The following is a 19,400-nucleotide window of genomic DNA, read 5'->3' as shown; positions in this document are numbered from 1 at the left end:
AAATCCCTGTGGATCGGGCAATTGGGTAATGGTATTTGTCGTCATGTGGCATATCCTTTTCTCAGATGAGAATTGCGGCGCGTGAACAACGCCATGATATGCCGCCCCTCAGGGCCATCACCAACTTTCAGCTATATCTCCAGCTCACGGTGGCAGTCTTCAATCGTGGCATCCCCACAGAGACGATCTGTTGGGTCATACGCTGCTATTTGCTCGCATTCACCATGGCCGGATATCGTAGGTGACCTCCTACTCAAAGTCATCGTATAGACCTATTGAAGAAGTAGGTGGATTCTATGAAAAATCGTCAAGACAAAGCACTACGCGGCGACGCAAGTCAAAGTTCTGAGATCAACACGACGCTTCTATGTTGGACTCGTATGCAGACCGAGGCAGGTCAGTCTCTTGACAAGATCATTCGTCGCAAAAATCTGGAACGAGAGGGCAATGGCGGATTGTTCTTTTGGGGCGTTGGAAACCCACCCGCTCAAGCAACAAGGTCGATCGCCACTCTTAGAAACAGCATCAAAGTTGTATTCTCAAAAATGAAGTCGAAACCAAAAAAGGCCGATACAGAACCGTCCCAGACGTTTGTATGGCGACGATATATCGATATTTATGGCGTAGAACGAATACTACCTGAGGCCACTCTGGTTACAAGTCGCGGCAGTCAACATGGGAAACCTAAGAGGGCACATTATGCTCTTATGTGTCATTCTGAGAGTTCTTTGCGACTGGTTGCAGGAAAACCATTTGTTCCTTCCAATTATCGGAATTTCACGCCGACTGCTGGCCAGGTTGGGAACAGTCAGGTAACAGCGCTTCTTCAAATGGTTGCAAATGGAACTGAACCCGAGGGCTACTATGAGGACATGACCGCAAATTTAACCGGAAGTTTCTGGGTTAAGCTCTGTGATCCAAGACGCCTTGATCAAGATGAAATTGACGAGTGTAATTTGTTCGACTCTGACTGTTTGAATAATTGGTCAGAGCTAGTCACCCGGTTGCGCCAAGGCCCCACCGTGGACTTCTCTCAAAACGATGGTCAAAAAACATTGGCGTTTTAGGAATTATTCCCGTTAATCGGACTAACAAAGATCAATTTTGGCACTGCGGTGGATCACGATACAAAAAAGCTCTTTCAACGCCTCAGAGATTCCGGGCTTAGTGATGCCGCTATCAAGGCGGCATGGCCAGCTTGGTGGACAGATGATGCCAATGATGATCGCTCGGCTCAAGCCGACCTGAGGTTTGCTCTCTCCCGGAGGTTAGGCGTAGCACCAGAATCTCTTCTGGGGGATCGCGTGGAGTTTGTTTGGCATGATGAAGCCCGTTTCAAGAGTCTGGGTCATGACGGAGATATCGAACGTTCAATACTCACATCTTTTGGGATATCGATTGGACGATTAATTATTCGTGCTACACCTACCAATCCGGACTTCAGAACTTTTGCTGCGTCGGAGGTGCGAGCAGCAATTCTTTCCAGTCAACCATTCGTGGACTTACCAAGCTTAATGTCTTTTTGCTGGGGTTTAGGGATTCCGGTAGTACACCTTCGTGTGTTTCCTTTAGCAGCAAAGCACATGCATGCGATGGTTGTGCATGACGGAGATCGGTTCGCAATTATGCTAGGGAAAGACGCGAAATTCCCATCGCCAGTAGCATTTACCTTGGCTCATGAGCTTGGACACATAGCACTCGGTCACTTTGCTGATGCTCCGGCGATTGTTGATATGGATGACCATGATCAGGCGGTAGATGACCCCGAAGAACAAGAAGCAGACGCGTATGCTTTGGAGCTGTTGACTGGGAGTAGCGAGCCGAATGTCACAACAAATATTGACGATTTCAGCGCGAGGAGCCTTGCAGCAGCGGTACTTGAAGCCGGGCCGCCAAGGGGGATCGAACCGGGAACACTTGCTCTTTGTCTCGCGCATCGAACAGGGAAGTGGCCCGTAGCTATGGCTTCGCTAAACCATATTTACGATCAGCAGAGAGACGTTTGGTCGTACGTGAACAGTGTTGCACTCAAACAGATGGATGATGAGCGCATTTCCTCGGATTCTTGGTCCTACTTGATGAATGTACTGCACAATGACTGAGCGAAGTCTCATCCTCCTGGACAATGACATATTATTAAAGGCAGCTGCTTACTCACTCTCGGGCTCATCGAAGCGCATCTTCGATATTGATAGACTCGACTGCCAAATCTTAAGTTCAGCTAAATATGTGCTGCCACAGGTTTTGGCGACGAAACGCACGTTTACGGAGCCGAACGCAGTAAAATCCGAAATGGAGGTGTTGCTGAGCACCTTTGTTGAACTTGAACTGACTGATGCTGAACTTGAAGCTGCTGCGGTTCTAGAACAGCTTGCCATTCGTAACAGTCTTGAACTCGATGTTGGCGAAAGCCAGCTACTGGCAGTTAGGATAACGAGGAGCCAAGGGTTTCTGCTTACCGGTGACAAACGTGCGATATCGGCAATCGAGCTTCTTTGCGATCATGTGGAGATTCCGGAAAATTTTGTGGCTTGCCTGGAGCAATTTATGGTTTCCGTTCTTCAACAGGAGAGTTTTTCGGACATACGAGCGAGTGTTTGCAGCAACGCTACAGCGGACAAGGCTGTGGCAATATGTTTTTCATGTAAGAGCCCCTGCGCAGATGAAGCCAATGTGGTCGAGGCTCTAACCAGCTACATTACGGACTTGCGAAAATCCTCAAGGAGAGTCCTTGCAGAGGGTACGAGCCTACTAGCCGTTGTTCCTTAAGAACACAGCATAGGGCTTATCCATTTCTGCCACCAAATTGATCTCCACTTCCTTGATGTCCTCCTCATTGGACAATTCGGGATGTTCCAATACTTCTAAGCAAGCCTTATCAACCTGCCCACGAATATACCTACTGCCAAGTCGACCTGCATTTGGGCCGACAGGGACACGGGTTTGGTTTAGGGACAACTTATGTTCTTCTGTTGAAAGCGACTTAAGCACCAGCGCGAAGCGTGAACCTAAGACATTAATTTCGTCCGGAATTTTCTTCCAGATTATTCCATCTGACGAATATTCTTCTGCTCTCACTTGCTCTGCAAAGTGCCGTGAGTTCATTTCCTCCATCACCAAGTGAATGGGCTTGTCTTGTTGTTCAAAAATGTCCGCGAACGGTTGGACCATGGTACGTGGGTGGCAGGTGTTGCCACCATAACCCCAGAGAGAGAACCCTGCGTCATCAATTTCCTTCGACTTGCGGCTAATAATGTCTGCAAGTCCTTCTTTTGCGTGCGTACCCACTTTCATAAATAGGACGCCCGATCCGGGGCGGATAATCTTTGTCATGGCATCTTCTCCAGCAATTCATATTCATATTCATCATCGTGAGCGCGGCCATAGTCGACCCGTTTTCGTTCACGCACATACCTTACACAAGGAGAATTTGATCTCCCGTAGAAATTCTCCAGTCTTGTAATGTCGGTGATTGCCTCGCTCGGGCTTGTTGGGGCTTCAACACCAGGTACTGAAGTTACGATTAGGTTGCAGGACAGCAACTCCGGGTTGTCATCCAAATGATATTGGTGCAGCTTTGGCATCATCCGTGAAACGAAAAAGTTGCGGTCCGACGCATACTTTTGGACACTTGCCAGTACTTGTTTCGGCCAAGCCAATTCATCATCGTCTGCGATGACAATCATCCCATCGCCTTCATATGCAACTGCCTCTATGCCTCTTTGGACAAAAATGTTTACACTCTCGCCGTTGTTAGAGGCCCCCCAAGGCGGATTCGTGTAAAAACAGTCAAACTTCGACGTATCTGGAAAACCTTCAAGGCAGTTATAGAGCTGCGCATCTAGGTTTTCGAGGCGTTCTTTATCTGCGAACCTTTTGACGGCCTTGACTACCCGCTCGTCGAAATCAAAAACTGTGATCTTGGATGGTCCATAGTCTACTATGCCACGATGCTTTAGATACGCCACACAAACACTAATTGCGTCTCCGTCACCTATGAATGCAAGTCTCTTGCCATCGGCCCAGTTAGACACGATCTCACTCTGCAAGACCATGTCACCAGCTTTCATATGGATTTGATCAAATTCTCGTAGAGGTCGTGGGCGGTTCTGAATGACATCTGAAATGGCATTTATGGCTTCTCTCAAATCTACCTGGGTTCTCAAAATATCACCTCACAAAATATGTAATTTCAACCTATGCAAGATTCCACCGCTTCGCCAGTATCTGTGTGATTGTTTTGCGTGAAATCGGCCAAGTACCCATTCTTTCAGCCAGCGCAAAAACTCTGGGACCATCTCGGCTGTGAGAACTCCCCAAAAAGATCACTGAATCGTGCTGGGAAATGTAGCATCTCAACTACCTTAGTTTCATACTTGGTACAGTCTGGTTCAGCTATTAGAAATTCCGTAAGTCTGCAGATCTCCGCGCGGAGTTCAGATTTTACTTTGTCTTAGCCGGAGCAAAGAATCGCATCCGCAGCGAATGACTGGATACCGCCATCCTTCCCGATGCTGCGTAGGCGAAGCCAAGGATCATGCACTTGCAGCGAGCGGCAGAATGGTCCCGCATTGTGTCGGTCAGCGACGCAACCTTGGAGGTTGGCCTAGGTCAGAAACGCTTGACGTTTGGGTTGAGATTGTCGGACGAGATGGCCGCAAGGGTTCAGTAAACCGCATCGCATCGAGGCAAAACAGCAACTACGCCGGCGAGCAACTGAGGCATGATCTGTGGCTGACAAAATGCAGGACGTCCAGCCAGAAACCCAAGTAAGGCGATGGAAGCGTGCGGCGTGAGGGACAGCCAACACATTAGTCTCCGCGGTGGTAAAGTGATCGTCAAGTATCGGCTATCAGTTCCGAAACGATCAAGCCGGTGATGCTCGCATAGACCATTGAACCGTCTGGTTGTTCGGTGCGGGCAAGAGATTTGGCTATGTCCTGCGGGCGCAGCCCATGCTGCATTAGAAGAGACAGCATGACACAAGCGTCCTGTATTTGAAACTCGAGCTGCGACCCAGATTTAAATCCGGCGGAATAAAACACCTCGCGCGGTCGATCTGGCTCATCAGGATCAAAACCGACAGACAGGTGCATGGTATGGCCGTCCGGCGTTTGGACGCGGCGTGTTTCGGTGAGACGGCGCGTCGGCAAGACATGCCGGGGATCTGGCGTTTTCTTGTAATCGGACATGGCAACCTTCAGTGTTCATGGGGAGATTGGAAAAGCAACGGTTTGATCAAAGCGGATACTTGTAACAGCGCCCTATTTAGGTCAGTAACATTGACTTAGTTAACATAATAGGCATTACAGGTTTTTCACTCGCCGCCTCCCCAACTTTTGCTGTCGTTCAAAAAGCGTTCGTATCTCTGTGCCGTAAACTGCATTTCCTCCCAGATGCGGGCGCGCTCTGCGTCAAGGCAGGCAGTGTATAGCGAGGCATCACGGAAATACTGGGTAAACTCGGCCTTGAACTCTTCTCGGAAATCTTTTGCCAACTCGATGGTCGTCAACTCCGGCGCAACCGGTGGATCACACCATTGGGCGGAAACAACATCTGGCCCAGAAATAGCCAGCGCGGCGATGATGACACCAAGGCGGTTCATGGTCTGATTATCCCGTCTTTGACGGCCTGACCATGAACCGCCAGTCTAGCTGCATATCGGCCCGCGCCGTAGGTCTTCTGGATTGCAGTAATACGTTCGTCATAGGCGTCCTTCCCGATAATTTTTTGCAGGTTGATTTCGTGAAAATCCTTGTTGGAAAAGGGCGCAGGTCGCGCCATGAGGATCACCGGATCGGCGCAAGCCGGGGCTGGTGCCGCCTGTTTCGGCGGCGCTTTCGCAGCCGACTGAAACTTGGGTTTCGCCTTGCGCACAAAGGCGACCAGCCAAGACAGCGGTGTGTGGGCGTGGCTGTTTCGGCAGTTCAGCATTTGGAATCCAGCCCACAAGAACTGCGTATCCATTGCTTCGGCTTCCGTGCCTTTCTTTGCCCTGTCAATCACGGCGGCAAACGGCGTCTGGTAAACCGACCCTACCCCTTCGGATATCTGAATGGACGAAGGCGTATCATTATTACTTCTTGTTTTCGTATATAGAGAAGGCGGCACTGTGGTGCCGGTTACACGGTTTTCCGGTGAGGGCTGGGCGGTTCCATAGGAGCCGGATCGGCGGATGCCGGCATGTCTGCGGTCGCGTCATAGACCTTGGAAAACGTGAACAGATGCCGGTCATGGTGGCGGCGCTGGATGGTGAGCCCGAACAGGCGTGCCAGCTCGTCCAGGGCCGCGCGGATGGCGCGTTCACTCAAAGCTGTCACGATCTGCAACTCCTTCATCGTGAAGGCCGCAAAGCCCCTGGGTGCGCCTCTGAAAACGCCGTCATAGCTAATGTAGCCCGCCAGGGCATTGGCGGTCCTAAGAGCGGCCCCCGTCATGGGGGTCCGCGCGAAAAGGCGCATGAAATCCCCGCTATGGGGTATCGCCGATGTGGTCACTATGTGGTCCTCGCTTGTGGGACGCGAGACGGTGAGCAGACAATTCTCCTGTGTTCGCACAGGTGCGTTATTGCTTGCTCGTTATGGCGGGAGAGGTTAGAATAGGACCTGAAGTTAGGGCGGTCATGGGACGCTACATCCCGCTGTTCTTACCCCCCCGCAGGTTACCGCCTCGCGGGGGGTTTTAGGTCTTCTGGATGAAACTGCTCCTCTCTTTTTTAGTCTGATTGTCGGTTAGAAACTGCACGCAATGGGTTGATGGCTGCCGCAATCACTGTGCGCGCCAAGACTCTGGGCGGCAGGGTTAGTAGCTGACCCACTCAAAGCCATATTGACCTTCGTAGTCCTTCCATTCGAGACCAACGCCGCGTCGGCGTGCGTGTCTTGTGCAGGCGCGTGAGGGAATGACGAAACGCGGCGCTTGGCCAGGACCAGTGCGCGCCCAGGAAAAACTGCCCTGAGTGCCATACGTACCAAGCCGGATGCTGTAACTCTCTTCGCAGCGCGCATCGCGGCCCGACGTTTTGGTATGGCTGTAGTGTTCAACGTGCCAAACACGAATGGATCGCACGAAATCATAGATGGGGTCGGATATATCCACATCAGCAATATCGGTGCCGGACAAGACCTGACCGGCGATCAGCTGAAAAATGGACGTTTCTTTTGACGGCAAATCACGGCTGTTCGTCACGGCTGGTAGGATCGTAGGCAACGGCGTCTGGACTGGCTGTGGAGATCGGGCGGCAAAGCTTGCGTTGAAAAGTCGCTCCATCGGGCTGTTCGGATCAGTGAGAGATGAGGCGTTCATCGGGCAACGCCATATCTGGAGAGGCGGCTCTATCGGCCAGGGCGTGATCCGTCGAATGAACGTGGTATAAGCGAGCCCACATTCTGGAGATTTCGGCCAGCCGCCGGCCAGGCAGAGCAAGATCGCGCAGTCGATCGGATAGGCCTGTGCTTGCGCTGTAGATGGCGCTGCAACGATCGTCGTTGCGACAGCGACAGCAGCGCATGCAGTCGATCTCAGGAACGTCAGCATTATGGCCTCCTCGATGCGCAATCTTATAATTATCATCGCAAGTCTATAAGATCACATATCCGAAAATCCACTGCCTTGGCAACGCCCCTTTTTCCACGGGTCAGGTTTTGGACAGCGCTTTGGCGCTCGAAAAATGTCCAGCGTCGGGTGAAAAACGGACTTCGGGCGCGTTTGCGCGACCTGTAGACCGCCTAAACATCTTCAATTCCATGGCTTTAGACCGTATCAATGGCGCGATTGTAGGCAATGCACAATCCGCAACTTTGTAGGTTGTGCAACATGAGTATAAAGTTGTAGGATCAGGGTGCCCGAGAAGGGTGCCCGGTCCTGTCGATGGAGAGGACCGCTGGCGTGAGGACAGATCTGGAAAAAGAAGCGCCGAATGTGGTTACAGAACCCGGATTCCGCCAATTCCTGGCGAAAGGTTATCAAGCGGAAGTCGTGTGCCAGGTCGAAGCATACCGCAAAGCGTCGGTTTGGTACGGCGAGTGGATTGTTCGCGTCGTCAATGACGAGCAAACATTCGAGAAAGTGCTTGTCACGACGCCGCGACGGCTTGGCGACGCCGACGAGGTCAAAGTCCGGGTCTTCAAGACAATCAACGGCTTGTCGTCTTTCATGCATGCCATGGGATTTGCGCATTTGGATGTTCCTTTCCGACAGGGGGGTCGATCAGTTCAGGCAATCCCTGGCGAAACTGTGGATTCACAGGGCAGCTAGCGCCCTCTCAAATTTTAGGACAATCAATAGCCGTCTTGTTGGCGGTGCAGTCCTTGCCGGGCTTCTTTCGATCGGTCCTGCGTTCGCTCAAAATGACTGGGGCGGGATCGGTGACGGCTGGACCAGCCTGAACCCGAAAAAAATTCCGGAAGCTGCCCGCCGAACGACCGCGAAAGCGTCCTCGGAAGGTCAGGTTCTCCCGGTGGCCCTCACCCTTTCCACCAAAGGCAACGCGGATAATCGGGCTTTGACGCGCACTGTCGCCTCCCGTTACGCGGCGCATCCTGATGTCAGCAGGGCGGGCATCGATCCCCGCGAGTTCGTCATTTTCTTTGAGGAAATGATCCTGACGGAAAGCAACTACAACGACCGGGCCTTGAGCAGTGCCGGGGCCATTGGTCTTGCGCAACTCATGCCGGGAACGGCGAAGTTGCTTGGCGTCGATCCCCACAACCGAATGGATAATCTCGACGGTGGCGCGCGGTATCTTATCGCGCAGATCAATGAGTTCAAAACGCTCTCGCTGGCCGTGGCGGCATATAACGCCGGTCCCGGAGCCGTGCGAAGCCACGGTGGTGTTCCGCCTTATCGGGAAACCGAACGGCATGTTGCCAAGGTCATGTCCAACTATGAGCGCCGCTGGCGGCTCATTTCTTCAAAGGAGTAAATGACGTGAATACCAAGATTTACCAGACAGGTGCGATTGCCGCGGTTGCCCTGCTGCTGATCGCCTATGGGCAAGACGCCATGGCGAAGGACATTGATTTCGGCAAGGCCGAGGACACGGGAAACCAGATCATCGGTTTCCTGCGCGGCCCTCTGGCGACCATCATCTTCGTTCTGGCGTTCGCTGTAACAGGCTTTCTCGCGGCCATGAACCGGATCAGTTGGGTTTGGGTCGGCGGCGTCATTCTCGGTGCGGTGCTGGTGTTCGGGGGCCCAGCCTTTGTCGACAGCCTTCGCTCTATCCTCGCCTGAAATGGAAGAAACTGTCGTCATAAGAGGACTGACGCGGCAAGCCAAGATGGCTGGCCTGCCGCTCCCCTACTTCATGGCGGTGGTTGCTCTGACTGTACTGCCCTTCATGATTACGAAGTCGCTGCCTTGGCTCCTGACATTCGGCATCTGGTATTTTGGCGCACGCTCTACCACCGCCGTCAATCCGAACGGACATCGCATTGTTTCCACGCGGTTGCGGCATCTACCCCAGACCTTCGGGCGCAAGCCGGTGCGTTTCCAACGATCAACCAAAGGCCGTGTCACGGATGTATGAGCTATTTCGCAAAATGCCTTACGGCGTGGAATATGATGATACCACAATGATTTTGCGAGATGGGTCGGTGTGCGCCGCGTTCGAGGTCGGCGGCATAGACGCCGACACATCGGACGGTGCCGACGTTCTGGATTTGCGCGCCCGTGTTTCGCAAATTCTCAATGGTCTCGATGAAGGGTTCAGCTTCTTCATTCACCGCTTTAGCCGCGATGTTCAAATCAGTGGCTATACCAAGCCGAAACAGTGCTTTGCTCGTGCCGTCGACGATGCCTGGTTCGCAGGCCTGAACGCCAGTGGGCCGAAAGAGGCTGTGATCGTGCTGACGGTTGTGCGGTCGAACAATAATACGGTGCGTGTGCCGCTTCTGGGAGAGGCGCTCAGGAAAGTCGGCCATAAAAATCTCGCAGAAATCACGGCTTCGCTCCATGAAATGACTTCGGTGTTTTCTGACGCCCTGAACGTGACGCTGACGCCCCTGACAATCTCTGACGGGGCGTTCGGCTCGGCAATGGCGGTCATGAACCTCCAACCCTATCAGGCCCTTCGGCGCGGCCTTATGACCTTGGTGGCGCAAGATGTAAGCGACGTGTCGCTGCAATTCGGCGCAGATGGTGTGATCGAATTAAACGATGGCGAGGCTCTGGGCGCGGTTATCAGCGTCAAGGAAAACCCGACTTCCACGACGCCCGGCGCCATCGATGCGCTCGGTGCGCTTGATGATGTGGTTGTTGTTCAAAGCTACGCCCCCATCCACCGCGACGACATTGTTGAACAGGCCCGCACCCGTATCTTGCAGATGCAGGCCAGTGGCGACCTGGCCCAACGGGTAGAAAACCAGTTGGTCGAGACGGTCGATCGCATCGAGTCGGGGGAACTCGGTGTTGGCGAGTATTGTCTGAAAGTTCTCGTGCGGGCAGAGACCAGAAAAGAGCTGGATGTCCGTATTTCTGATGTGATGAGCATGTGCCAGCGCGCCGGATTTCGCATGCTGCGCGACCGCGCTGCAACAGCCACGGAACTGCTTTCGTGCCATCCTGGCAACGGCCATATGACGTCGCGCTCGTCCTATGTGACGTCGGAAACTTTTGCCGATCTGGCAAGCCTGCACGGCTCTGATATTGGGGCAGGAGTCGGCAACGTACCATGGCGTGAACCCATCACTGTTTTGGAAACGGAGCGCGGGACGCCCTACCGCTTCAACTTGCATCCGCGTGGTAAACCTGACGCTGAGCCGACGAACGGTCACACGCTCGTTCTGGGACCATCCAATAGTGGCAAGACGACAACCACCCTGTTCCTCGCAGCGCAAGCCCTGCGACACGGCGGCAGGTTGATTGCGCTCGACAAGGACCGCGCGATGGAGATGCCGATCCGCGCGATGGGCGGTACCTATGCGGCTGTAAAAGTCGGCGAACCTACGGGGTTGAACCCGCTGTTGACGGAAACCGGCACGCGTGGCGAAGCGTGGCTGGTGAACTGGCTTTCAGCCTTGCTGGAAACGACAGGCAAGTCCCTCACGCCGATGCAAAGCCAAGCCCTTAAAGGGGCGATCCGGCAGAATGCATCAGCGCCCGACCGCCTCAAGACCTTCTCACAATTTGTCTCGCTGATAGGGGATGCGGACGACGACAAGGATCTTGCGTTGCGGGTTCGCGAATGGGGGCCTGACGGGCGCTATTCCTGGGTCTTTGGTGACAGCGATGAGGTGTTGGTCAACTTCGCAACGAACGACGTGACCGCTCTTGACATGACGGAGGTGTTGGGCGCTGGAACCGAACGGACGGCCATTCTGGCGTATCTCTTTCGGGCCTTGGAAATGGTTATGGAAGAAAAACGCCCGATGGTGCTGGTTGTGGATGAGGCGTGGCAGGTTCTCGATGATCCATACTTTGCCGAGGAAATGAAAAAATGGCTCGTCACGGCACGAAAAATGAATGTTGTCGTGGTCATGCTGACACAGTTTCCGTCGCAGATTGAACAGTCGGCGGCGAAGTCGATCCTCGAAGGTTTACCGAACCAGTTGATCTTTCCTAATTCCCGCGCGGAACCTTCCAACTATAGCAGCATGGCAATGACGGATGGCGAGCTGTCCTTCATTCTGGGCAAGGCGTCACAAGGGCGCAAAGCCCTGCACCGGACAGAAATGGGATCGACCATTCTCGATGTTGACCTGAGCCGTCTCGGGCCGCTGCTGACTGTTTTGGGTGGCGGGTCTTCGGGCCTTGCCAGGTTTGGTGACGACTATCGCAACCGGCCTGACTTCTGGCGCGGCCGGGATGACGGACTTGCACAGAACAAGACACCCGAAAGGACAGCACATGAGTAAGGCAAGATTGGTCCTGATGGCTTTGGCCAGTTTAAGCGCTTGCGCGGACTATCAAGGCCGGAAAACCAACTGCTGGTCGCCTGGGCCAACGACGTCTGGGTCCATGTCGTTCGTGCAATCCGAACCGGGTGCTGTGAGCTGCACCGACTGGATTGTGATCAGTGAGTAAGTTGGGCAAATTTCTGCTCCCTGTCGCGTTCGCGTTATCTACCTCTACGCCCGCAGCGCAGGGTGTGCCGGAAGTGGATGTGTCGGCTGTTGCGCGCCTGAAACAGCTTCTCTCTGGTACCCAGGCGAAACACGCAGAAGTGGTGCAGACCAATGAGGAACTGGAAAACCAACTAGGATCACGGGCGGACCAGATTTTGGCGCTGCAAGATACGATCAACATGCTGCGCGGCTCAACGGGCATGACAACTGACCTTGAAGGTCTGGATGGAATGGTTGCGGGTGCGGTCTATTCGATTGACGACAACAGCCCGTATGCGTCCCGGCTCTTTGGCGATACGCGCGAGACAATCGAGCTGATGATTGCCGAAACGGCGGTGAAGCATGGCAGCAACCCTGCCCTGGCTGCAATCGGTGTCAATCCGGCAGAGTTCAGGAGCTGGTTCCAGGCGCTCATCAAACAGGAAAGTCGGTTCCAGATCGGCGCCCGATCGCCAAAAGCGGCGTTTGGATTGACGCAGATTATTCCCGACACCGCCAAGGACCTTGGTATCTATCCTGCCTACTACGAAGACCCTCGGTTACAGTTGGATGGCGGGGCTCGATACCTGGTGCAACAGGTCAAGCGGTTCAAGAGCATGCCCATTGCTCTGGCGGCATACAACGCCGGTCCCGGTGCGGTGATGAAATACAATGGCATCCCGCCTTATCCTGAAACGCAGGACTATGTTGTTCGGGTCACGGGCTACTACAATGAGTATGCCTCCCGGATGAGCGGTGCGGCCCAGGTTGGGACGCTGGCGCCGGAAGATATTGCGCTTGCGGAAATGTCGAACATTTCGGACGCGGCCATATCCTATGCCGGACACAGCCAGGAAATTCTCATTCAATCGCTGTCGCGGTTGCAGGAGATACTGAAAAAAATATCAGCATCAGCGTCAACCAAAGAAGCGATGGATCTCAACACCTACGCCAAGGCGGAAGTCGCTCGTATGAGCGCCGTTCTGACGCGCCTCATGGCGGCGAAGCGCCGTGCGGAGTGGGTGCAATACAGCTCGATTTATGCGGCATACGCGCGCGATCAGAAATTCATGGAAGGACTGACACAATGAAGACGTTTCTCGCGACATCTGCATTGATCCTGGCCGTAACCGGTGGCTCTGCCGCTGCCCAGGGTGTTCCCACAATCGACGTATCGTCCATCGTTCAACTCAAGCAGATGTTGACAGAAGCTCAGTTGCAGCTCGACGAGGCCATCAAGCAGAATCTCAAGCTGGACGATCAAACGCTCAAGATGATCGAGCAAATCAAGCTGATGGAAAATCAGATTGCTGCCCTGCGTGATAGCTACGATCAAGTAAAGATGCTGTTGAGCGGTGAATGGATCAAAGACCTGATACCGGAAATTCCCGATCTCCGGGCCACGGTGGCGGATGCGTTGCGTGGCCAGTGGGATGCTGTCGGCACCGATGGGAAAATCGGGGATACCAAAACCAGTACGATTGTCGAAAAGATTTTCACAAGCGTTGGAACAACGACAGAACAAATGGCGGCGCTTGCAAACAGCACCGAACCGGCAAAGGCTCGGATCGGCGCGCAAGGGAATACCGGCGCCATGATGGGTGTCGCGGCAGAAGCCTCGCAGGCAGCGGCCAGCAAAAGCCTCGACCGCATTACGAAATTGACGGGCAATATACCGGACACGAAGGGCATGAAGGCCGCCATCGACCTGAACACCCGTATGACAGCGGAAATGGGTGTGGCACTGGCGAACATCTGGCAGCTCGAAGCGGCCCAGACGATTGGTCTCGGCCAGGCTGGCGTCATGTCAGCGGCCACTCTCGCCGAAGAACAGAAATATCTCGATCTCATGTCCACCGACACTGCCGATTAGAAAGGAACCGAACCATGAAACACCTTCTTTTGACCAGCGTAACCATTGCCGCTCTGACCGCCCCTGCCCTGGCGCAAAGCAACCAGTCAGTCATTCGCGACGGAGAGCGTCACCTGACGCCGAAAGACAAAAGCACACAGAATGAATACGCAAATTTGATCCAGAACCGGGCTATTGAAATGGGCTTTTTTAGTTGGTCGGTGCCACAGAAAAGCGAGGGGGCGGATCACGCTAACCGTCCTCGTCAGGTGTCGGATTGCAATGGCCACGTCGCCGAATACCGCCCGGCGCACGACTTTTCCTCGAGCGACGATTGGCGACAATCCAATATCGGTATCTCCAAGGCGTTCATTTACGAGTGGATGGCCTATGGCAATGCCATTGAAGCACAAGACTGCACTTGCGCGACCCTGACTGCCGATTGGGGGATCGCCGTTTCGAGTTTCGAGGCGTTGGTAAAAGGCGTCGACAACTTTCGACTCTACACCGCCGTCCCTCACCGGATGCGGAACGGAATCAAGCGCGACTATGACCAGATGTGCGACATTCGCATGACGATCGACTGAGGCGCTTTGAATGGCAATCGTCGCGGACATTATGGGCTTTATTGACAGTGCTGTAAGTGGCGCTGCGCAGGGCACGTTCGTTGCCGTGGCTTCCAATTTTGGTGGCATGATTACCATTGTTGCGACGCTTGCCTTCGGTGTTTTCGGTCTGGCGGTGAGCCTGGGTGTATTTGCGGTACGGACAGGCGATCTGACGCAACTGGTTCTTCGGATCATCCTTATTTTTACTTTCGGCCTGTCATGGACCAATTTTGAAGTGATCTATGACGCTCTGACGAACACCGGCGATGCGCTCGTCACGGCGCTGTTTTCCGTCGCAAACGGAAGCGGAGCAGCATCTTCTGTCGCTCTAGCGGAAGGTTTTGCCGATCAAGCACAGGAAACAGCGGCGTCAGTGATTAAGGCCGAAAGCGCTATCGCTCGCGGATTTCTTGGCGCGATCATGTATCTGATGCTGGCGGGCCTTCAAGCGGCTTACATTCTGGTTGCCGGATTTGCAAAAATCATGATTGGTATTCTGATCGGGCTTGCGCCGTTCGCTATCGCCGCCACCTGCCTCAACCGAACGCAGTTTCTCTTTGAAGCGTGGGTTTCGTCGCTTGTCGGATACTTTATGTACCCGGTCGCTGCCGCTGGCGTGATGGGGTTCATTGCCTCCGTCGCAACGCGCGCTTTCGACACAAGCTCGAACACAACCTTGATCGGGATTACTGGCGTCGTGGTCATTATTATCGTCGGCATCTATGCGCTCCTGACCATTCCGCAGATTGCGTCCAACATCACAGGTCAGCTCAATCTCGGAGGCATCGCCCCGCAAGCCCTCAGCATCGTGGGTCGTCCAATGGTCAAAGCCGGTGAAATCTCCAAAGGCGCTGGCCGACAGGTTTTGAGCGGCGCGTCCACGGGTGGCGAGACAGCTCAACGCGCAGCCCAAACGCGTCGGTTCGGATCGGCCCTGGATATGAAGCTGGCGAGCGCCGGTGCGCGTCTGTCGGATAACGCCGCGGGGCGCTACGTCCAGCGAAGGCGCGACGTGCAGTTCGCGCGAGAGTCAAACGAGCGCCATCGGGCGAAGGCCAAGACGTAAACGCAAATTCAATTCCGTATGTGGGAGAACAGCATGGCACGCCTGACTGCTGAACAGAGAAGGATTCTCAAACCGACGCTTGCAAAGGTTGAGGCGAACGATCGTGCCGAAGTGGAAAAGGCTGTCGCTGCCGCAAGCGAAGCAGGCGGAAGCTACTTCATAGCCGAGACGGTTTTAGGGCTGCACCAGCGCGAAAAGCGGGCGTGGTTAGTGGCCGTGATCGGGCTTGTGGCGGGCCTGTCAGGTGTTGGCGTCGGCGCCTATGGCCTGGCGAAGAACCAGACAGAAGCCTACCTCGCAATCGTTGATCGGGACACCGGCATCGCGGAGCGCGCTGTATCGGTCCAACGGGCCTCCGTCGATCAACAGAGGGCGGTCGTGGAAAGCCTGATCTATGGCTATGTGCGTGATCGTGAAACCTACGATGTGGACGACAACGAATATCGTATCTTGTCGGTGTTCAAACGCTCGTCCCTCAATGTGCGCCGTCCGCTTGAAGAGAAGTGGACGCCCGGACACAGCAACTACCCACCGGAACTCTATGGCACCGATGGTAAGGTTGAGGTGTCCATTACCAATGTGGTGATGATCGACGACGATACCGCACAAGTGCGCTTTTCCAAGACATTACGGCGTCCGAACGCGCCCACACAACAAGGCGATTTCGTCGCTACTGTCACCTTTGTTTTCAACCCCTCAACGGTCGATAACAACCTTCTGCTTTGGCAGAACCCATTTGGGTTTCAGGTCGTGGGCTACCGTGTTGCATCGGAAGGAAAGACCGAATGAAAACGTTTGCGTGTGCCGCGCTTCTGGCAAGTCTGGCCGCTCCCGCCCTCTCCGAAGCAACACCAAAAGCGATGCGCGTGGACGCGCGCAGCGCCACGGCGGTCTATCAGAAAGGTCAGGTGTACAAGATCAACACGCGGCTCAAGCGTGTGACGCTTATAACCCTTGCCGAAGGCGAACGGTTCCTAGACTTCAAGGCCGGTGACACCGAGAGTTTCGTGTTTGCAGACACGGATGGCGGAAACGCCATATTGGTCAAACCGGTGATTGCCGGTGCAGTGACCAACGGCGTGATCGTGACCAATCGGCGTTTCTATCTGGTCGAACTGCATGAGAGCGCCAATCGCCGCCCTCATTACGCGGTCAATTTTTCCGCCCCGTCAGGTGGCGGTGGCAGCGCGTCGAAAACCCGCGTGCCTGCTGGACTGCCGAAAACCTATGCCATCACTGCAAAATCAAAGGGGGCGGAAATAGCGCCAATTCGAGTGTGGGACGATGGCCAGCGGACATATTTTCAATTTGGAACGGATGCGCCGACGCCCAGCATCTACCGCGCCGATGCCCAGGGCAGGGAATACATCGTCAACGGCAGGACCGATGGCACCAGATCGACGGTCGGGCGGCGGTCGGATCGCTGGGTAATCCGCTATGGCGATCAGTATATCTGCATCCAGAGTGGAGACGTGTAAAATGGCTGACCAAATGGAAAACCGCACCGCCCGTCTCAAAGGTGGCAGGAAGGCCCCAAATACTGCCGTCCTGGCTGCAGTTGCCTTGGTCACTGGCCTCGCCGCAGGTGGAGCTGGTGTCGCATACTGGATAAAACAGGATCGAGGCCCAATGGGGCCAATCCTGGACACGTCAGAGTCTCGCGAGTTTCCGCGTGATACCAATGGCGGTTTGAGTCCGGTCATCTCGCCGGGCTTCCCGCCCACAGAGCAAGGCCCAAGTGAAGCTGAACAGGCGCTGCGGTCACGGGTGGCCGAACTCGAACGGATCCTTAAAGAAGCTCGAGACCAAACCCCGTCTGCGCCGATCGTCGATACAGTACGGCTTGAACAGCTACAGGCACAACTTGATGGCCTGACGCGCGACATGGAAAGCCGGGAAGCTGAAATGTCGTCGCTCACCGGCGAGCGGGATCAGCTGCGGCGCGACGTTCGACGACAGCAGTCGGAACTGGAAGGGATGGAAATGCGGCTGCAACTGGCCGACACCGCCTCGCTCAAAGAACAACGGCTGGCCGAAGAACAGGAACAGCGCAGACAGGAACTCGAACGTCGCCGCGCAGAAGCACAGGCAATTTCAGAGGCGCAGATCAACAGTCCTATTGATGGCCTCTCCGGTGGCTCGGCAGATGGCGATGAACGTGAATACAAGGGCGACGAAGCGTTCGTTCGCAGCGGTTCCAAAAGCATCACGGCGACACAATCACGAGTGATCGGTGCACCCTCCAACACGGTCATGCAAGGCACCGTGATCGAAGCCACGCTGACGACAGGCATCAACTCGGAACTATCAGGCACGATCTCCAGCACCGTTTCGCATGACATTTGGTCCTTCGACATGCACCAGGTCTTGATCCCACGTGGCTCACAAATGTTTGGGCGCTACTCCAACGGGGTATCTCTCGGGCAACGCCGCGTTCTGGTCGCATGGGACAGGATTGTGACGCCCGATGGACAGGTGGTTGATCTGGATGCTTACGGATCGGATCGTCTGGGCCGTTCTGGTCTGACGGGCAACGTCAACACGCGCTTTGGTCAGCGGTTCGGTGCGGCCGCCCTCATTTCGGTGTTCGCAGCACTTCCCGCAATCGCATCCGCCAACACCGATAGTGAAGAGACGCAAGTGGTCATAGACAATGTTGGCGGTGCCGCAGCCGACACCGCGAGCGAGGTGGTGGCAGAATACCTGACCCTTGGCCCGATCATCACCGTCGATCATGGCGACATAATCATGGTGATGGTTACGAGCGACCTGGAATTGTTCTGATATGGCCGGATACCTTTCGCAATACCTCACGGCGTTTGATCCTCTTTTCGAGGATCAAACTGTGATCGAGATTGTCGTGAATGGCGATGGGCATTGTTTTGTCGAGCGACAAGGGATCGCCCGGATGGTTCGCGCCGAAGAACAAGACATAGACCCGATGGCGGCGGCGGATATAGCTGGTATGGCCGCAAACGACAGCAATACAAAGCTGACGGCGACTGCTCCACTGCTGTCCACCGCGATTGAGCATGTTGGCTTGATGCTCCGGATTCAGGCCGTGATTGCGCCCGCCTCAGCCAATGGCACGGTCCTGTCTTTCCGCGTGTTTCGGCCCGGCCATACCGGCGAGCCAAAGACGTTTGGCTTTCTGCGCAGCGATGTGATGCAGTCCCAAGATGAAGAACGGGTCCAGAAGCTGCGCGGGCTACAGAGTATCGCAGGCAGCGGCAGTGTTGACGATTTCCTGACAGAAGTTCTGCGGCTGGAATTGAACGTTGTGATTTCCGGCGGAACATCCACCGGAAAAACGGAACTCGGACGGCGGATGCTGTGGCTCATCGAAGACCATGAACGCCTGATCACAATTGAGGATTCGTCGGAGCTGCGTCCGCGCCAATCAAACGTTGTAAGCCTGATCGCGGAACGCTCAGAGGATAGCCCGCGGTCTGCGGAAAAACTGCTGCAAGCGACCCTGCGCCTACGCCCGGATCGGATTATTGTGGGCGAGCTGCGGGGGCCGGAAGCCGCAACATTTATCGAAGCGATCAACACCGGCCACGGCGGTTCCTTCACGACGCTTCACGCTCAAACCGCGCGCAAGTCGATGGACCGGTTGGCGCTCATGATAATGGGAACAGGGACACAGCTTCGATACGCAGAAGTCATGCGGTATCTTCGATCGACCATCGATGTTGTGATACAGGCCGGTCGGATCGGAAACGAGCGCGGCATTGTCGAGGTTTACATGCCCCCGCTCGATCTGGAAAACGAGGAACCGTAAGGAGTCGTGTAGGGCTCGGGGTGAATTGTTTCATCTGGTCGAAAGC

The 19,400-nt window shown here is 54.8% G+C and carries 23 protein-coding genes; 16 read left to right on the top strand and 7 right to left on the bottom strand.

The window, feature by feature from the left end; all coding sequences use genetic code 11:
- The first annotated feature begins 296 nt into the window (after positions 1–296).
- From ABJO75_RS23475 to ABJO75_RS23465, 3 genes are read left to right on the top strand one after another with little or no spacing between them, the layout of a single operon-like run.
- Positions 297–1,067, top strand: a complete 771-nt coding sequence (locus ABJO75_RS23475) for a hypothetical protein (RefSeq protein WP_348125032.1) — start codon at positions 297–299, stop codon at positions 1,065–1,067.
- A 48-nt stretch (positions 1,068–1,115) separates the two neighbouring features.
- Positions 1,116–2,102 carry an ImmA/IrrE family metallo-endopeptidase gene (locus ABJO75_RS23470; RefSeq protein WP_348125030.1) on the top strand — a complete coding sequence of 329 codons (987 nt, stop codon included), beginning with the start codon at positions 1,116–1,118 and terminating at the stop codon, positions 2,100–2,102.
- A complete protein-coding gene (locus ABJO75_RS23465; protein ID WP_348125028.1) occupies positions 2,095–2,769 on the top strand; it encodes a hypothetical protein in 675 nt (224 codons plus the stop codon). The genes ABJO75_RS23470 and ABJO75_RS23465 overlap by 8 nt, the downstream gene beginning before the upstream one ends.
- On the opposite strand, the gene ABJO75_RS23460 is transcribed toward ABJO75_RS23465, so the two are convergent.
- From ABJO75_RS23460 to ABJO75_RS23430, 7 genes are all read right to left on the bottom strand, one after another.
- Positions 2,752–3,333 carry a hypothetical protein gene (locus ABJO75_RS23460; protein WP_348125026.1) on the bottom strand — a complete coding sequence of 194 codons (582 nt, stop codon included), beginning with the start codon at positions 3,331–3,333 and terminating at the stop codon, positions 2,752–2,754. The two genes, ABJO75_RS23465 and ABJO75_RS23460, sit on opposite strands and share 18 nt — an antisense overlap.
- Positions 3,330–4,166 carry a bis-aminopropyl spermidine synthase family protein gene (locus ABJO75_RS23455; RefSeq protein WP_348125024.1) on the bottom strand — a complete coding sequence of 279 codons (837 nt, stop codon included), beginning with the start codon at positions 4,164–4,166 and terminating at the stop codon, positions 3,330–3,332. Before ABJO75_RS23455 ends, ABJO75_RS23460 begins: the two co-directional genes overlap by 4 nt.
- 672 nt (positions 4,167–4,838) lie before the next feature.
- A complete protein-coding gene (locus ABJO75_RS23450; RefSeq protein ID WP_348125022.1) occupies positions 4,839–5,192 on the bottom strand; it encodes a hypothetical protein in 354 nt (117 codons plus the stop codon).
- 125 nt (positions 5,193–5,317) lie between these two features.
- Positions 5,318–5,605 (bottom strand): hypothetical protein, encoded by a 288-nt coding sequence (locus ABJO75_RS23445; protein WP_348125020.1) that lies wholly within the window; start codon positions 5,603–5,605, stop codon positions 5,318–5,320.
- A complete protein-coding gene (locus tag ABJO75_RS23440) occupies positions 5,602–5,967 on the bottom strand; it encodes a hypothetical protein (protein ID WP_348125018.1) in 366 nt (121 codons plus the stop codon). The genes ABJO75_RS23445 and ABJO75_RS23440 overlap by 4 nt, the downstream gene beginning before the upstream one ends.
- A 155-nt stretch (positions 5,968–6,122) precedes the next feature.
- Positions 6,123–6,497, bottom strand: a complete 375-nt coding sequence (locus ABJO75_RS23435; protein WP_348125017.1) for a hypothetical protein — start codon at positions 6,495–6,497, stop codon at positions 6,123–6,125.
- A gap of 304 nt (positions 6,498–6,801) precedes the next feature.
- A complete protein-coding gene (locus ABJO75_RS23430) occupies positions 6,802–7,305 on the bottom strand; it encodes a hypothetical protein (protein ID WP_348125015.1) in 504 nt (167 codons plus the stop codon).
- A 582-nt stretch (positions 7,306–7,887) separates the two neighbouring features.
- Here ABJO75_RS23430 and ABJO75_RS23425 point away from each other — a divergent pair.
- The 13 genes from ABJO75_RS23425 to ABJO75_RS23365 all read left to right on the top strand — a co-directional run bounded on the left by ABJO75_RS23425 (position 7,888) and on the right by ABJO75_RS23365 (position 19,354).
- Positions 7,888–8,256 (top strand): hypothetical protein, encoded by a 369-nt coding sequence (locus ABJO75_RS23425; protein WP_348125013.1) that lies wholly within the window; start codon positions 7,888–7,890, stop codon positions 8,254–8,256.
- Positions 8,183–8,923 carry a lytic transglycosylase domain-containing protein gene (locus ABJO75_RS23420; protein WP_348125011.1) on the top strand — a complete coding sequence of 247 codons (741 nt, stop codon included), beginning with the start codon at positions 8,183–8,185 and terminating at the stop codon, positions 8,921–8,923. Before ABJO75_RS23425 ends, ABJO75_RS23420 begins: the two co-directional genes overlap by 74 nt.
- A gap of 5 nt (positions 8,924–8,928) precedes the next feature.
- Positions 8,929–9,234: a TrbC/VirB2 family protein gene (locus ABJO75_RS23415; RefSeq protein WP_348125009.1), complete on the top strand. Its 306-nt coding sequence runs from the start codon at positions 8,929–8,931 to the stop codon at positions 9,232–9,234.
- Position 9,235: 1 nt separating this feature from the next.
- Positions 9,236–9,529 carry a VirB3 family type IV secretion system protein gene (locus ABJO75_RS23410; RefSeq protein ID WP_348125007.1) on the top strand — a complete coding sequence of 98 codons (294 nt, stop codon included), beginning with the start codon at positions 9,236–9,238 and terminating at the stop codon, positions 9,527–9,529.
- On the top strand, positions 9,522–11,855 hold the full coding sequence (locus ABJO75_RS23405; protein ID WP_348125005.1) for a hypothetical protein: 2,334 nt from the start codon (positions 9,522–9,524) through the stop codon (positions 11,853–11,855). The genes ABJO75_RS23410 and ABJO75_RS23405 overlap by 8 nt, the downstream gene beginning before the upstream one ends.
- Positions 11,856–12,016: 161 nt before the next feature.
- Positions 12,017–13,135 carry a transglycosylase SLT domain-containing protein gene (locus tag ABJO75_RS23400; RefSeq protein WP_348125003.1) on the top strand — a complete coding sequence of 373 codons (1,119 nt, stop codon included), beginning with the start codon at positions 12,017–12,019 and terminating at the stop codon, positions 13,133–13,135.
- The gene (locus ABJO75_RS23395) at positions 13,132–13,917 is read left to right on the top strand and encodes a type IV secretion system protein (RefSeq protein ID WP_348125001.1); all 786 of its coding nucleotides are present in this window, start codon (positions 13,132–13,134) and stop codon (positions 13,915–13,917) included. The genes ABJO75_RS23400 and ABJO75_RS23395 overlap by 4 nt, the downstream gene beginning before the upstream one ends.
- Positions 13,918–13,931: 14 nt before the next feature.
- Positions 13,932–14,483, top strand: coding sequence for a hypothetical protein (locus ABJO75_RS23390; RefSeq protein ID WP_348124999.1), 552 nt, complete (start codon positions 13,932–13,934; stop codon positions 14,481–14,483).
- Positions 14,484–14,493: 10 nt separating this feature from the next.
- Positions 14,494–15,570 (top strand): type IV secretion system protein, encoded by a 1,077-nt coding sequence (locus tag ABJO75_RS23385; protein ID WP_348124998.1) that lies wholly within the window; start codon positions 14,494–14,496, stop codon positions 15,568–15,570.
- Between the two features lie 33 nt (positions 15,571–15,603).
- A complete protein-coding gene (locus ABJO75_RS23380; protein WP_348124996.1) occupies positions 15,604–16,359 on the top strand; it encodes a type IV secretion system protein in 756 nt (251 codons plus the stop codon).
- Positions 16,356–17,048, top strand: coding sequence for a TrbG/VirB9 family P-type conjugative transfer protein (locus tag ABJO75_RS23375; RefSeq protein ID WP_348124994.1), 693 nt, complete (start codon positions 16,356–16,358; stop codon positions 17,046–17,048). The genes ABJO75_RS23380 and ABJO75_RS23375 overlap by 4 nt, the downstream gene beginning before the upstream one ends.
- A 1-nt stretch (position 17,049) precedes the next feature.
- Positions 17,050–18,354: a TrbI/VirB10 family protein gene (locus ABJO75_RS23370; RefSeq protein WP_348124992.1), complete on the top strand. Its 1,305-nt coding sequence runs from the start codon at positions 17,050–17,052 to the stop codon at positions 18,352–18,354.
- Position 18,355: 1 nt separating this feature from the next.
- Entirely contained in the window at positions 18,356–19,354 is a 999-nt protein-coding gene (locus tag ABJO75_RS23365; RefSeq protein ID WP_348124990.1) for an ATPase, T2SS/T4P/T4SS family, read from the top strand.
- Positions 19,355–19,400 lie beyond the last annotated feature (46 nt).

It is taken from the genome of Sedimentitalea sp., assembly GCF_039973035.1.
Classification (GTDB): domain Bacteria; phylum Pseudomonadota; class Alphaproteobacteria; order Rhodobacterales; family Rhodobacteraceae; genus Sedimentitalea.
Note: the sequence above shows the minus strand (reverse complement) of the source record. Positions and strands in the feature narration are given on the sequence as shown.